The sequence below is a fragment of the Bartonella melophagi K-2C genome, from assembly GCF_000278255.1.
GTDB lineage: Bacteria > Pseudomonadota > Alphaproteobacteria > Rhizobiales > Rhizobiaceae > Bartonella > Bartonella melophagi.
Window position 1 is genome coordinate 106,975 of record NZ_JH725083.1, and the last position, 15,026, is coordinate 122,000.

The 15,026-nt window shown below is 34.0% G+C and carries 11 protein-coding genes and 1 pseudogene; 10 read left to right on the forward strand and 2 right to left on the reverse strand.

Annotated elements, in window-relative coordinates; all coding sequences use genetic code 11:
• Positions 1-378: 378 nt before the first annotated feature.
• Positions 379-1,227: a 23S rRNA (adenine(2030)-N(6))-methyltransferase RlmJ gene (locus ME3_RS04515; RefSeq protein ID WP_007477518.1), complete on the reverse strand. Its 849-nt coding sequence runs from the start codon at positions 1,225-1,227 to the stop codon at positions 379-381.
• Between the two features lie 949 nt (positions 1,228-2,176).
• Here ME3_RS04515 and ME3_RS04520 point away from each other — a divergent pair.
• The 8 genes and pseudogenes from ME3_RS04520 (at position 2,177) to ME3_RS04555 (ending at position 11,511) form a co-directional block, all read left to right on the forward strand.
• The gene (locus ME3_RS04520; RefSeq protein ID WP_007477519.1) at positions 2,177-3,211 is read left to right on the forward strand and encodes a glycoside hydrolase family 3 N-terminal domain-containing protein; all 1,035 of its coding nucleotides are present in this window, start codon (positions 2,177-2,179) and stop codon (positions 3,209-3,211) included.
• Between the two features lie 846 nt (positions 3,212-4,057).
• Positions 4,058-4,764, forward strand: a pseudogene (gene tatC, locus ME3_RS06865) (twin-arginine translocase subunit TatC); the annotation flags it as partial.
• A gap of 61 nt (positions 4,765-4,825) precedes the next feature.
• Positions 4,826-6,103, forward strand: coding sequence for a serine--tRNA ligase (gene serS / locus ME3_RS04530; protein WP_007477522.1), 1,278 nt, complete (start codon positions 4,826-4,828; stop codon positions 6,101-6,103).
• A gap of 135 nt (positions 6,104-6,238) precedes the next feature.
• On the forward strand, positions 6,239-6,898 hold the full coding sequence (locus tag ME3_RS04535) for a protein-L-isoaspartate(D-aspartate) O-methyltransferase (protein ID WP_007477524.1): 660 nt from the start codon (positions 6,239-6,241) through the stop codon (positions 6,896-6,898).
• Positions 6,899-7,089: 191 nt separating this feature from the next.
• The gene (locus ME3_RS04540) at positions 7,090-8,229 is read left to right on the forward strand and encodes a M23 family metallopeptidase (RefSeq protein ID WP_007477526.1); all 1,140 of its coding nucleotides are present in this window, start codon (positions 7,090-7,092) and stop codon (positions 8,227-8,229) included.
• A gap of 1,144 nt (positions 8,230-9,373) precedes the next feature.
• Positions 9,374-9,832 (forward strand): preprotein translocase subunit YajC, encoded by a 459-nt coding sequence (yajC, locus tag ME3_RS04545; RefSeq protein WP_007477528.1) that lies wholly within the window; start codon positions 9,374-9,376, stop codon positions 9,830-9,832.
• 435 nt (positions 9,833-10,267) lie between these two features.
• Positions 10,268-10,654 carry an Mth938-like domain-containing protein gene (locus ME3_RS04550; protein ID WP_007477530.1) on the forward strand — a complete coding sequence of 129 codons (387 nt, stop codon included), beginning with the start codon at positions 10,268-10,270 and terminating at the stop codon, positions 10,652-10,654.
• Positions 10,651-11,511 (forward strand): phytoene/squalene synthase family protein, encoded by an 861-nt coding sequence (locus ME3_RS04555; RefSeq protein WP_007477533.1) that lies wholly within the window; start codon positions 10,651-10,653, stop codon positions 11,509-11,511. Before ME3_RS04550 ends, ME3_RS04555 begins: the two co-directional genes overlap by 4 nt.
• Before the next feature lie 105 nt (positions 11,512-11,616).
• Here the strand turns inward: ME3_RS04555 and ME3_RS04560 are convergent, their stop codons facing one another.
• A complete protein-coding gene (locus ME3_RS04560; protein ID WP_007477535.1) occupies positions 11,617-13,503 on the reverse strand; it encodes a peptidyl-prolyl cis-trans isomerase in 1,887 nt (628 codons plus the stop codon).
• Between the two features lie 151 nt (positions 13,504-13,654).
• Between ME3_RS04560 and tpiA the strand changes: the two genes are divergently transcribed.
• Positions 13,655-14,419 (forward strand): triose-phosphate isomerase, encoded by a 765-nt coding sequence (gene tpiA / locus ME3_RS04565; protein ID WP_007477537.1) that lies wholly within the window; start codon positions 13,655-13,657, stop codon positions 14,417-14,419.
• Positions 14,420-14,499: 80 nt separating this feature from the next.
• Positions 14,500-14,943, forward strand: coding sequence for a preprotein translocase subunit SecG (secG, locus tag ME3_RS04570; RefSeq protein WP_007477539.1), 444 nt, complete (start codon positions 14,500-14,502; stop codon positions 14,941-14,943).
• The last annotated feature ends 83 nt before the right edge of the window (positions 14,944-15,026 follow it).

Consider the following 15,026-nt stretch of genomic DNA (forward strand, 5'->3'; position numbering starts at 1 on the left):
ATTTATTTGTTTGAAGTTTTATTTCCCGATAAATAGACGCGTTATAGTATAAATTCTATGATTTTTAGTTATCATTTTAGACAAAAGATCAGCAAGCTAATTCCATAAGGCAATTTATGAGCTGGCCTATCTTACCTATAAATTGATTGAAAGAGTAAGTCTAATTACGATCTAATTACTAGAGATTTTTAGAATGGTTTTGTAAAAAAGAAAATCAAATTTATACTATTATTCCGTCATATCCATTTCTGTTTTGGTCATCTTCAGAAGTTGAAGAATCTGTAGTGGAGTGAGTTCTCTATCTAATCAGTTTGATAAATTTATCTTTATTGTGAAGAGTACTCTATTTTAAAGTAAGATGTTTTCATATTATAACTATTATTTATGGAGCCATTTGTAGGTAATTTGTGCACTCTTATCTTGTCCAAGGCGGTTGATAAGAAAAGGACTAAGTTTTTGCATTTCTTCTTCAAGAAGATAAGGAGGGTTGATAAGAATCATACCGCTCCCATTCATTGTAGTTGGTGTTAATTTTTTTCTAATACGCATTTCAAGGTGGAGAATTTTTGGAATTTCCGTGTTATGTAAAGCGTGAAGAAAATTCTCAATTTCTTTATTGTATTTAACAGGATACCATAAAGCGTAAGTACCTCCAGAAAAACGTCGATATGCTTTCACTACTCCATCAATGAGACGAGAAAATTCACCAGGTCTTTCAAAAGGTGGGTCAACAAGAATAAATCCACGTTTTTCTTTTGGTGGTAAGTGAGAATTTAAAGAGAGCCAACCATTTAAATGCAAAACTTTTGTTTGATAATCGCCGGCAAAGTTTTCTGCTAAGGTTTGGTAATCTTCCTTGTGTAATTCAATTGCAGTGAGCCGGTCTTGCTTACGCAATAGTTGACGGATAAAAATAGGTGATCCAGGGTAGAATATAAGCTCTTTGTTTCCTTTATTCATTGTATAGATAACATTACACCATGGATATAAGAGTGTTTTCACATCTTCCGGAATGGGTGTTGACAAAAGCCTTCCCACGCCATTGTGCCATTCTCCTGTTTTATGTGCTTCTAGGGAAGAGAGATTATAAAGTCCAGTTCCTGCATGCGTATCTATAACACGAAAAGCTTTTTCTTTACGTTTGAGGTACTCTACAATGCGTGTGACAATAATGTGTTTAAAAACATCAGCAAAATTGCCAGCATGATAAATATGCCGATAATTCATAATCAAATTTTATCATATATGTAATTGACTGACCAAGATCCTTTTATTTCTTTTTTAATCTTTTTTTGATGTAAAATAACAAATTTATGTATCAATGAGAGCCCTATTATAAACCATATATTGATTAAAAAGGCTAATGCATCTGGAAAACTTCAATGCTACTATGTATTGGCATTTATCCATTATATTATTCTTTATATCAATGCTATTTATATAAACAAGATTTATTATTATATTGAGATCATTTGCCGACCCAATGAAAAATTAAGTAGTATAAGCTCAGTCATTCCAATTGAGGCGTTAATTTATAGGGGCAAGTAATTTTATTATCACTAAGCTTAAAGTTATAGCAAAAGATAGTGAATTATTATGGGTGATAAAGATGGTTCTATTTATGAGTTATTTTATAAATATTTGAATGAATAAGATTTTTAAATTAAAATTGTTTTTCCAAGGGAATACTCTCTCTTAAACTTTATCATTAAATTTCAACCATGTCAGATTGGTGAAATGTTTTTAAAAATAATTACCTCCTTTTTTCTTTCATCAGCTGTAATTTACAATTTCTTGAATTCACTTTTCTATAATAGAGACTTTAATAGCAAAAAATATTCGGAGTTTTTTAGTTGTTTTTAAAATTTAGAGTGTTAGAGAATATCTAATGATGAATACAAATAAATAATTACAAGCAAGTTTGGTTTTCCAATAGAAAAATATTAATGCTTGTAAAACAAAAATAGAATTATTTTGTTAGAATGTTTTTTAAAATTATGAAATCATATTGGGAAAAAGAATCTCTATCTTTTATTAATATGATTATCTTGTGCTAAAATAATAAGATGATTGTACATGATAGCTATTTATAAATTGGCATGGGTTTGAAAGCATTTCAATTCACTCAAAATTTATTGATGAATCATTATCAAATAGACATTAAGGCTTCATAATAATGTTAGAAATGAAAGCCATGATTACCGGTATTTCAGGTCCGGTTCTAACAAATGATGAAAAGGCATTTATTATTGAGCATAAGCCTTGGGCTTTTATTTTATTTGCGCGTAATATTAGTACCGCAGACGATATCAAAGCACTTACTGCATCTTTATGTGAAGTTAGTGAACGCGATGATATTTTTATTTTCATTGATCAGGAAGGGGGAAGGGTGCAACGCTTGCGCCCACCTTTGGCACCTAATTATCCAATGGCTGCAACTTTAGGAGCTATTTATAAAAGAAATCAGGAAGCAGGGCTTCGTGCTGCTTGGATTATGTCACGGCTTCATGCTTTTGATTTGATGAAACTTGGCATTAATGCAAATTGTCTTCCACTGTTAGATGTGCCAGTGATAGGGGCTCATGATGTTATTGGAACGCGCGCTTATGCTCAAAAACCAGAAACGGTTACTGCTTTGGGGTGTACAGCTGCTAGGGGGCTTTTAGATGGTGGTGTTTTACCAGTAATGAAACATATCCCCGGACATGGTCGGGCATTGTGCGATACGCACTTAAAGATGGCACGCGTAGATGCAACCCTTGATATTTTAGAACAGTATGATTTTATGCCTTTTAGAAATTTAGCGGATTTTCCAGCTGCAATGACTGCTCATATTGTTTATGAGGCAATTGACGATAAAGTACCTGCAACACTGTCTAAAAAAGTTGTAGAGGATATTATTCGTAAAAAGATTGGTTTTGATGGCCTTTTAATGACAGATGATGTGTCAATGAAAGCTCTTTCAGAGAGTGCATGTTCGAACGATCTTTCAGATTTAACACGTAAAATTTTTGCAGCTGGTTGTGATATTGTTCTTCATTGTAATGGTAATTTGGAAGAAATGCTTATCATTGCTCATGCTACCCCGTTTTTATCAGGAAAAGCATTAGAGCGTGCTTGTAATGCCCATGCTAGAGTTGGGAAGCCTGATATATCAGATGAGGTTGCTTTAAGAGAAGAATTTTCAAGTCTCTTAGCTTTTGTTAAATAAATGCGTAATTTTGAGTTAGCTTGATTTATTAAATATGCTGAATAAGAGTGAAAATGGCGTAACAATATTAGTTTGAGACAATCGATATTTTGTTACCTTTCATTCAGAAAAGAAATATACAAATAAGATATAATTATATTTGAAATATCACTTATATTGAACATTCATGCTATGAAATTGATGTTGGTCTCAACAATTTCAATTGCTATCAGTAAAATTTGCAAGTTAAGTGCCAAAAGAAATTCTTCTTCCGTTAAAAGAGGAAAAAGCCTGTTTCTAAAAAGTAATATGAAATTATAATTTTAGCATCAATCATTTTAAGTGAGGAAGTCGAGTGTAAACACTGTGTGGGATGTAGGATTAATAGAGCAGAGTTTTTAATTATCTCATTTGTTTTCATTATTGTAGTTGAATTAAAAGATTGGCCTAACATTTTAAGGTAATCATAAAGGCTATATATACGTTCGACAGCCAATAAACCTCGATATCAGTTTGATGATACAATAAAACAAACTGAATTGAATGATTTGCAAAAGACATTATCAGATAGCAAAAATCCTTAGTTCTTACAAAAAATTAACGAAAGTTTTTGATTCAATTCATGATGTAGTGAAGAATATCCAAGATAATCTTTATGTAAATACGATATTTCATAAATTGGAAAAAGATAAAGACGTTTTTTACACATGCGATAAAAAGCATTGAGATAAAGAGTTGAGAGTATCTATTGTTCATAGTCATGAGTTATAGGTGTGACTTCTAAAGATAGGAAAAATAGTGAAAACGCGTCGTGAATTTTAAAAAGGTGCAATTAACACCAATGTAGCACCGTTTTAGAGCACTTAAGTTAAATTATGTCAGCGAGTTATTGCATCTCTAATTGCATTTTTATCACATTTTATAATGTGTTTTCTCTATTAAGGATTTTTTTTGTATTTTTTGATATAGCCTTATCAATGGGTGATAAAGATATCAAATGGTGATCCTAAAAATATTTGTCTTCAATCAGAGCAGATATAGGAAACTTTTTTAACGCAGATAAAACTTTCCGTTTTTGGGATAACCATTTTATCATTTCCCTATGTGGTTTCAGCTTTATAGTTTTATAGCTCCAGGGCTTTAATAAAATAAGCGTATGGCTTTTTTACCATTTCTTTTAGTGCGCTGTTTTATTTTTAATTGTGGTGCATTTGTTTACGGTTTATTAGCGCCTTATAATACTTCGGTTTAGTCTCTCTCTGAATCTTCATTGAAGAATAAAATTTATAACGCGTATCTCTAGTTATCTGAGCTTTATAACATCATTTATCTGGATTTTTGGTTTGATTTTTCAATTGCCTCTTATCGCTAGCTTGTTAACAAAAGTTGGATTGTTGACATCTCATATGTTGCCGTCCAAATGAGAGTGGGTCATCCTGATTTCTTTTATAATTACGGTTATAGATAACACTGTCTGATTTTTTTCTATGTTTGCAGTAGCTTTACCGACGATAATTCTTTATGAAATATCAATTTTAATTGCTTGCTGGATAGAAAAAAAGAAATCCTCTTAATAGAAGTTTATATTTTGTATGATAAGCAATCAAATAGAAACGATGCAAATAAGGAGTTCTAATGCTCGATATTAAATGGATCCGTGAAAATCCTGAAAAATTAGATGCAGCTCTAAAAAATAGGGGGATTGAACCACAAGCTCAAAGATTGATAGAGCTTGATCTTGAACGTCGATCACACGTTGCAAAAATACAATGCGCACAAGAACGTCGCAACGTGGCTTCAAAAGAAATAGGGCAAGCATTAGCTGTGGGTGATCAGAAAAATGCTGAACGTATTAAAGCTGAGGTTGAAGAAATTAAAGATTTTCTTTCTTCTGCTTCAATGGAAGAAAAGCAATTGACTGAAAATCTTGAAAAGACTCTTTCAGCTATACCAAATATTCCATTAAATGATGTTCCAAAAGGCAAAGATGAAAGCGCTAACGTTGTTGTTCGGCATTTTGCTACACCTACGATATTTGATTTTACACCGAAGGAACATTTTGATCTTGGTCAGAATCTTCAACAGATGGATTTTGAGCAGGCAAGTCGTTTGTCTGGTGCACGCTTTACAGTACTTTCAGGGGCATTGGCGCGTCTTGAACGTGCATTAGGTCAATTTATGCTTGATATGCATGTGGATGAACATGGTTATACAGAGGTTTCAGTACCTCTTCTTGTACGCGATGAAATTGTTTATGGAGCAGGACAATTACCAAAATTTTCTGACGATCTTTTTCAGACTACAGATGGCAAATGGCTTATTTCCACAGCGGAAGTGCCATTAGTTAATTTAGTAAATAATGAAGTTCTTGATATATCAGATTTACCTCTGCGGTTTTCTTCTCTTACACCTTGTTTTCGTTCAGAAGCAGGGGCGGCTGGGCGTGATACACGTGGGATGTTGCGTCAGCACCAGTTTTGGAAGGTAGAAATGGTATCGATTACCACTGAGGAACAATCCTTAATTGAATTAGAGCGTATGACAGAGTGTGCAGAAAGTGTATTAAAGCGACTTGGCTTGCCTTTTCGTACTGTACTTCTTTCTACTGGTGATATGGGGTTTGCTGCCCGTAAGACCTATGATATTGAAGTTTGGCTTCCAGGTCAGGGGTGTTATCGTGAAATTTCAAGTTGTTCAGTTTGTGGAGATTTTCAGGGGCGACGTATGAATGCTCGATATCGTATAAAAGGTGAAAAAACATTACACTTTGTGCATACTCTGAATGGTTCTGGCACAGCTGTTGGTCGTTGTCTTATTGCTATTCTTGAAAATTATCAGCAGGCTGATGGATCAGTTATTGTTCCAGATGTTTTGCAGCCTTATATGAAGGGAATAAGTCGTCTTACTATTTAACTTGTATGAAATAAGTACCAATACACGTTTATTATCAATAAATGATAATAGCGTTTATCAGAAAAATTTTAATGCTTTTTAAAAGTAATGCACGTGTAAACAGAGTAATCGTTACCTTAAAAATCGAATGATATTATGGAGCAGAAGAAAAATTTACAATTTCGTGAGGAATTAGCAAGTCTTGTACTGAAAATGCGTGGTAAGGGGGTCGATGATTTACGCTTTTTTGCTGCGTTTGAGAAAATTCCACGTCATCATTTTGTCGCTGTTCCTTGGATTAAGGGTGCATATGATAATAAAATTATTCCAATTGAGTGTGGTGAATATATTGAGCGTTTAGAAGAACAGCTTTTAATTCTCGCTGCGTTATCATTGAAAAAAAAACACCGTGTTTTAGAAATTGGTACAGGTTCTGGTTTTTGTACTGCTCTTATGGCATGTCTTAGTGATCGAGTGATAACGATTGACCGTTATAAAACACTTGTTGAATTAGCACGGCAAAGATTTCAGACTTTAGGGCTTGACAATATTGTTGTACAGCAGATTGACGCAAGTAAAGGTATTACGAATTTTGGATCGTTTGATCGTATTCTTATTTGGCCATCACGCTCTGATGAACCAGAAGAATTTTTAGAAATTTTAGCCGGGAATGGAATTCTCATTCAAGCTATTGGGCCAGATGAGGGAGTGCAAACTGTTATGCGTTATACGAAAATTGGTAGCCAATTTGAACGTTCAGAAATGTTTCAAGTGCGTTATCAACCCTTTATTGAAAACGTTGCAGAAATACTGTGATTTTTAAAGTTAAGAGGTTGTGAAGTAGCCTATGTGCTCTATTTATAACAAATTCATTTTGGTTTTTGGGTGAAATTTTTATAGGTAAAGTATTCAATCTTTAACTCTTAGGTAATATTAGCAAGATTTAATAGAATAAGTTGGGTATTGGCCAATAAGTAAACTATATATTTGAATTTTTGAGTAACATTATGCGGTATAGTCTTCAGGGGATAGTTCTTTTGATAGTAACGATAATAACAGGTTGTAGTTCTGGTACACAGCGTTTTTATGATGGTTTTTATAAAGGTCCTGTTCAATCGACTACGGTCACAACAATGTCTGATGATTCACAAATGTTATCAGAAGGTGGAGTAATACAAAGCAGTGAGCTACCACCCGTGGAGTCACCTTATGATTCAGGAGTTAATGATAGTTCGTATGATTCTCTAGAACAGGAAGCCACATCTTATTCTGATAAGCACAGAGAGTTCTCGTCTGATGGGCGAATTATGGGTTCTCCACCGCAAAATCTTGGAACACTTTCTCGTTCACAAGTGAATAATCCTCCTACTTCTAGGCGGGGATCTTATATTGTACAAAGTGGTGATACCCTGTTAAGTATTGCACGGCAAATAGGAGTTAGTGTTGAGGCGTTAAAATTAGCAAATGGTATGAATAATCATTCTATTCATGTTGGTCAGGTGCTCATTATCCCAGATGAACGCACAAGTGTATCTTCGAATGCTCCCAATAATACTCAAGTAACATCACAAACTCCATCTAAAACTATATCTTCTGTTGAAAGTAGAAAGGATCCATCATCTGTGTATGGGACTTCTGTAACAGCTACATCTGTGACAAAGACTGATTCCTCAAATGTTAAGCAGGATTCTTCTCTGCAAAAGCCTGTAACTGCTTTATCAGATACAGTGGTTGATTCAGATGATGTTGTTGCTCCACAAGCAACAGGGATTTCTAAAATGCGTTGGCCGGTACGAGGACGTTTGTTAAGTCACTTTGGTCAAAAGAAAGGAACAGTAGTTAGTCGAGGAATAGAAATTACTGTACCTGAGGGTTCATCAGTAAAGGCAGCAGAAAATGGTGTCGTTATTTATGCAAGTGATGGATTAAAAGAACTTGGCAATGTTGTCATGATTCGGCATGAAGACAATATTATTACTATTTATGGACATAATAATAAACTTGTTGTTGGTAGAGGGCAAAAGGTACGGCGTGGTGATGAGATTGCCAAGTCTGGTGTTTCAGGAGATGCTACAACGCCGCGCGTTTATTTTGAAGTCCGTAAGGACACTGTGCCTGTCGACCCTATCAAATATTTAGAAAATTAACGGAAGAGTCATTTGATTATATAAAATTTAAGGTTCTCTAAGTTATTTTTGATTGTGTATTAAAACAAAGGCTTATTAGGCTGTTGTTCAGGTTCTTGTCTATTATAATTTTGCTATTTTTATATTAGAATGATTTTCGTATGTTATTGCTCATTCTAAGATGTGATTATGAGTTTTTTAAATTATTTTGTAGTTTATTATAAAAAGAGTACAATAAGTATCCATCATATTATAATGTAAATTTTTACTGCAATTTATAAAAAAGCTAAAAACTAAAATGATTAGATAATCTTCTTTTTATAGCCGAGCAGAAATAGTAATAACTATAAGGTACTTGTTGTCAGTTATATATTGATAGTCATAGATGGTACCTTTTTGGTGCTGCATAAAACATGATATTTTGAAAGTGTTTTGATACTATTATCAAAGTAGTTTTTAAAGCTTTAGATAATGGATTATTATAATAAATACAAATTATTACAGAAGATGATAAGGTGATATTTCTTATTTTAAAGGAGTTCATTAAAGTAAGAAGGGTGACGCTGTTAAACAGTATTTTCAATAAGTTTAAGAGTTTTTTCTATATCCAGTGTATTTTGATTACACTATATAATTTATTGAATCACTAATGACTAGCCTGTGTTGCATATATTCCGCAACCCCATAAAATGGGTTGTCCTTTAACAGATTGTTACATGTTTTCAGTGAGATGTTCTTTAATTAAAGATTGCAAATAAAGTTTATGTCAACTCAATTGACGTTATTAACAAACCCGAAATATAATTTACTGGAATTTAGCAAAATAATCAGCTTAGGTAGCTTTTAAGCGAAAGATATTATACGATTAAGATTGGCCGATCAATTAATCTAATTTTGGAAACAAAAAATTATTTTACATTAGTTGTTTTTTCAATTTATGAGAGATTTTATATTTTTTTGTATGTATTGGACAGAATGAAATCGTTTTTTAGAAGTATTTACTTGTTGTGTTTTAGCTTTTAAGGTTTTATTTCCTTTGGAAAAGCTAAAACTGTATGATGTAGTGGTTAGGATATATAGTATCTAAGAAATTTTTCTTTCTCTAAGCCAAAAGCTTATTTTAGTAGAGGGGAAATATATGAAGTTTAATCTATAGGAGATCAAAATGTTTATTACTAACGCTTATGCTCAAGCTGCAGGCGGCATTTCTGGTGGGTCGTCGCTTATTACTTTTGTTCCTTTCATTCTGATTTTTGCTATTATGTATTTTTTGATTATTCGCCCACAGCGTACGCAAATGAAAAAGCGTCAGGAAATGCTTAATGCTGTACGCCGTGGTGATACAGTTGTGACGGGTGGCGGTATTATCGGCAAAATTACAAAGGTTTATGATGAGCAGGGTGAGTTAGAGGTTGAGATTAATGACAGTGTACGCATTCGTGTTGTTCGTTCAACTTTGGCTGATGTTCGTATTAAAGGTGAGCCACTTTCGGAAGAAAAGCCAAAATCTACTGCTAAGATAAAGGCACAAAAAAAGCCTATAGCCAAAACTGCAAAGAAAGCAAGTACGGTAGTAACGAAGAAGGAGCAAGTTGCACCAAAGGAGAATAAACCGAAACTGTAATTGCATTTGTAGAATTTTTCACCCTTATAGAGGTAAAATGGCTTTTCATAGAAAAGCCATTTTGTTTTAGGGGTATTTATAATCAATAATAAAGATTGTATCTTGGTTTATTATTCTATGAGAGTATATTTTTTTGAATAATCGTTGTTAAATTAATGAAGGATTAGAACAGTTTTAGCTATTAATATGATTATTATATGACTGAAATTACTTATTTTTTGAACAAATAGCTAAGATAAGTCTTTCTTTTGTGCATAGTTGTTTAAATATCATTTGTAATATTTTTTGTATATTCACCTGTTTTGTTTGATAATATTGATAAAAGATTTTGTATCAGTGTTGTTATAGGAGCTATTAATAACTTTATTATTGGTCTTTTGTTAGTTTTTGGGGGGAAGAAAAAGGACAGTTGGGTTTTAAAAAAAGGTGCTTATTATGTTTCATGCAATTCAAATCCGTGAAGCACATTTTCCGGGACGCGCGCCTATTGATGCCTATGGAAATGGTGGTTTTCGTTTTGCTGATATGTCACATCGTGGTTCTATTATGTGTGTACCATCGGGCGTTTACAGTATTAATATGGTAGAGCCTATACCTACTCAGGATGATATTTCTCGTATTTTAGAAGAAGCAGATCAGATTGAAGTTTTATTAGTGGGTACTGGAGTCGAATTATTGCGATTACCTAAAATATTACGAGCACTTTTACGAGAAAAGCATATTTCAACAGATACTATGAGTACAGGGGCAGCAGTACGTACATTTAATGTTCTTTTAGCTGAAAATCGTGCAGTTGCTGCAGTGTTGTTTGCAGTAGAATGACAAATTTTCTCCCTTATTGTCTTGATATTTTACGTGCTACAGACCGTGATCGCTATATATCAGTTTTATTTGCACCCAAAAACAAGCGCAGGGCATTAGCTGCTCTTTACACTTTTAATGCAGAAATTGCTCGTATTCGTGAAAGTGTGCACAATCCACTTATTGGTGAGATACGATTACGTTGGTGGTATGATTCTATTGCCAATGCTGAAATAAAAAATAATAAACATAATCCAATTTTGGATGATTTATTGACAACAATCGCTTTGTTTAATTTACCTAAGACAGTTTTTTTACGTTATTGCGATGTGCGGGTTTTTGATCTTTATAATGATCCAATAATAACCATTCATGATCTTGAAGCTTATTGTAGTAAGACAGCAAGTACAATTTTACAGCTTGCATGCCAAATATTAGATTTTGATGTAGCGCAAAATTTCACAAAAGCGTACGAACATGGAGGAATTGCTCAGGCATTGAGTGGTATATTGCGTCTTTTATCGCTTATGCAATCACGATATCAGCGCTATTTCCCTTCTGATATGTTAAAAGTTATGGGGATAGAAAGGGAAGAGTTGGAGTTCAATCACATCAATAATGAACAAAAACATGAGATCATTAAAGCTATGGTAGCATTATCAAAAGATCATTATCTCAAGTTTTACGAACATTCTATCACTTTACCTAAAACGCTTAAACCAGCATTCCTTCCATTGGCAATTACACCAGCATCTCTTCAAAGAACGATGCAATTAGGAGCAGCAGTTTTTCAAGAAAATGCGACTTTATCGCAGCTTCATCGTTATTGGTTGATAACAAAAACAGCGATGAGTGGACATTTTCCAAAATTATTATAAATCAATGTCATCTAGGAAAGAGTTTATTTGACTTTTTCCATTGTTAAGCAAAGCGCTTATTATAATTTTATCATTGAATACGTAAAATCGTTCATAAAATTTTCACTAAAAAGTATTGAAAATACGATTATAGTTAGAGTTGTTAATTTTCACTGGGTGTTCTTTATTCGCAACTTGGAGTATTTCTAACTTTAAATCTTCTCTTATCATCATATCCAGATTATTACGGACATCAGATGAAATGGTTTGAGCAGTGATATTGTCAGGTATCGCTGAGGCCGTTATTTCATAGACGACACGGTTTGTTGTGAGTGTACCTTTTGCGATGCCATAGTGACCTTTAGGATTAGAAAATAATGCTTTAATGTCTTCAGATCCAAAAACTTCTGATGAATCTTGGCGCCGTAAAGCTTGAGTCGTTTGTTTTTTAACACCAAATTCAGCAGCAAGAGAATCAAGGCTTTTCCCTTTATTGAGCTGTTTAAGAGCATTTTCAGCTTTTTCATTGAGAAGGCGTTGGATTTCTTCACTTTTCCATTGAGCAATGGCGTCTTGTTTTACTTCTTCAAGTGTTCTGTCACGGGCAGGGATAATCGTATCTACTTGATACCAGAGATACCCTCTTCCTTGAAGAGAGAGCAGGTCAGGTTCAGTTTCTACATTTGCTTGATAGATAGCATCTAACAAGATATCTTTTTCAGGTAAATCTGTTAGTGTTATCCCTTCAATTGTTGTTCCTTTTTTATCGATAGTGACTTTACGCAGAGGCAAGTTATATTGGTCGGCAATTTCTTTAAGAGAGGCTCCTTCAAAACGGGCATTTTCAATTTCTGTATACTTATTATGTATATCAGTAGCAGAACGGTTTTGTGCAAGTGTTTGGCGAATATTCTTTTCTAAAGTTTCAAAAGGAATAAGACTTGAAGGTGTAATATCTATAACACGAATAATTACAGGACCTTGCAGATCATCAATGACAGTACTAACTTGTCCTTTTTTGAGTTCAAAAATCTCAGATTCCAGGTAATTAGGGCGTTCACTTTTTACTAAGGGTCCTTTTTTAATGTCATTGAGAGTCTTTTTTTCAGCTTTAACTAAGTCATCAAAGCTTAAACCATCAGCTATTTTTTTTGCAGCTTCATCAGCTGCTTTGCGTGTGGAGAAGCGTAATTCTTCAATTATGCGTTTCTCAGGAGTTGTAAAACGTGAGATATTTTGAGTGTAATAGACTTTAGCTTCATCTTTAGAAATATCTTCTAATTGCACGAATTTCTCTGGTGTTATAGACAATAAAGAGACAGTGCGATACTCTGGAGCACGAAATGCATTTTTGTGCGTATCAAACCAGTTTTGTAAAGTTTTTTGATCGGGATCAGCAGTATTTTCTTTTTCTTTTAAATTAACAATTAAATAATCAGCGATACGTGTTTCTTCCTGATAAATAGCAAAGACTTTATAGAAGAGGTCTGGTACCTTCATGCCGGATAGTAAAGCTAGAGTGAGCTGATTGCGCTTTTCTTTTTGAGTGTAATAATCAAAGAAATCATTTTGGTTAACACGTAATTGCTGAAGAAAATTGAGAAATAAATCTCGACTAAAGGCTCCATTTTCCTGAAAAATATTGTCAGCACTAATGGTCTGGGCTATCATGTCTTTTGAAAGATTAATTTTCATTTTACGTGCTTGTTCATTAAAAAGTATATCTTGTTGTAACTGATTAAGGACAAAAGCAGGGATTCTATATTGCTGTATTTCCTCTGGGGTGAACATTCGTCCAAGAGGGGAATTGAGTGCTAAACGTAAACTCTGATCAGCAAGTGCAAGGCGGTAAGTATCAACAGTTGTTGTCGACTTGCCAGAGGTGAGTAAATCTCTCTCGCCTTGTGTGTATAACTGTGGTACACCCCATAAAAAAATGAAACATAAAAGTAAAACAGCAAAAAAAAGCCTAGCAAACCAAGAATTTTTAGCGCTTCTTAGGGTATCAAGCATCGTTTAATTCCATTTATATACACAATGATTATCAAAGCAGTAATCGAATTTGCAATAAAGATGCACAAGATGCAAGCTTAAAGACTTGCTTTCGTTTCATAATTTGGTACTTAAAGCGATAAATTTTTTTAAAAGCTCTTGAGGTAAAGACATGACTCCAAATATTCGGCCTTTAATTGCTGGAAATTGGAAAATGAATGGAATGGGTGAATCTCTTAAAGAATTACATGCCATCGCTACTGGTATTCGCTCTGATTTGGGTTGTTTATTTGAAGCGCTTATTTGCGTTCCAGCAACACTTTTATCGCGTGCTTCTGATACGTTGAGCGGTGAAAAGTTGCTTTTAGGGGGGCAAGATTGTCATTTCAGTGATAGTGGTCCTTATACTGGGGATATTTCAGCTGCTATGCTTAAAGAGGCAGGAGCCAGTCACGTTATTATTGGGCATTCAGAACGTCGTACAGCTTATCATGAAAGTAATGCGATTGTTTATTCTAAAGTACAGGCTGTATGGCGGGCAAATCTTGTTGCTCTTGTTTGTATCGGTGAGACATTGGAAGAGCGTGAAAATGATAAAGTATTAGATGTAATCGCACACCAGCTTGAGAGTTCTTTGCCAGATAACGCGACAGCACAGAATATAATTATTGCTTATGAACCTATATGGGCTATAGGTACGGGCAAAACTCCTACTTCAGAGGATGTTGCACAAGTGCATAATTTTATTCGTGATAAGATCAGCTATCGTTTTGGTAACGAGGGATGTAACATGCGCTTGCTTTACGGTGGATCTGTCAACTCATCAAACGCACTTGAACTTTTGAGTACTACCCATGTTAATGGTGCTTTAATTGGTGGAGCAAGTTTAAAAGCGGTTGATTTTTTAACTATTTGCGATGTTTATCGTCAATTATAAGAAAAGAATTCATAATTATCTCTTGGATTATGCGCAATTTGTATATAAATAACTATAAGTGTTTATAAAGAGCAGAGTTTATGCAAACAGTACTAATTGTAATTCATTTTTTGATTGTTGTTACTTTGATTGGCGTTGTGTTGATTCAGCCCTCAGAAGGTGGCGGACTTGGTATGAGTAGTGGCTCAGGGTTTATGAGTGCTCGTGGGACCAAAAACATGTTGACACGTTTAACGACTATCTTGGCAATTTGTTTTTTTACAATGTCCATTGTACTAGTTGTGGTTGGAAATATATCGAACTCTGATTCTGATATTCTTAACCGTATTCCGATTAATTCAGAACAAAATCCGGCAAACAAAAGTACGACAGAGGAAGGTCAACCATCATCCAATCAAAGTTTCAAGCCTTCTATTCTTGAACAATTAGGTGGTGCTTCGATACCTTTTCAAAAACAAAATAAACCTGCTACTCCTGCAGTTGAAAATCCAATTCCATCACCAATTGAAAATCCAAGTGATTAATGGCGTCAAATAATTTTTAAAATCAAGTATGGATTGTAAAAAAATGTTTTTACATCTTTTTTACTTTGCGAAGATAAAAATTC

Bases quoted from the DNA above. Each gene is read 5' to 3' on its own strand.
- ME3_RS04550 (WP_007477530.1), top strand. From the start codon at position 10,268: ATGTTTCATGCAATTCAAATCCGTGAAGCACATTTTCCGGGACGCGCG.
- ME3_RS04520 (WP_007477519.1), top strand. From the start codon at position 2,177: ATGTTAGAAATGAAAGCCATGATTACCGGTATTTCAGGTCCGGTTCTA.
- ME3_RS04515 (WP_007477518.1), bottom strand. From the start codon at position 1,227: ATGAATTATCGGCATATTTATCATGCTGGCAATTTTGCTGATGTTTTT.
- ME3_RS04560 (WP_007477535.1), bottom strand. From the start codon at position 13,503: ATGCTTGATACCCTAAGAAGCGCTAAAAATTCTTGGTTTGCTAGGCTT.
- ME3_RS04540 (WP_007477526.1), top strand. From the start codon at position 7,090: ATGCGGTATAGTCTTCAGGGGATAGTTCTTTTGATAGTAACGATAATA.
- ME3_RS04555 (WP_007477533.1), top strand. From the start codon at position 10,651: ATGACAAATTTTCTCCCTTATTGTCTTGATATTTTACGTGCTACAGAC.
- yajC (WP_007477528.1), top strand. From the start codon at position 9,374: ATGTTTATTACTAACGCTTATGCTCAAGCTGCAGGCGGCATTTCTGGT.
- serS (WP_007477522.1), top strand. From the start codon at position 4,826: ATGCTCGATATTAAATGGATCCGTGAAAATCCTGAAAAATTAGATGCA.
- ME3_RS04535 (WP_007477524.1), top strand. From the start codon at position 6,239: ATGGAGCAGAAGAAAAATTTACAATTTCGTGAGGAATTAGCAAGTCTT.
- secG (WP_007477539.1), top strand. From the start codon at position 14,500: ATGCAAACAGTACTAATTGTAATTCATTTTTTGATTGTTGTTACTTTG.
- tpiA (WP_007477537.1), top strand. From the start codon at position 13,655: ATGACTCCAAATATTCGGCCTTTAATTGCTGGAAATTGGAAAATGAAT.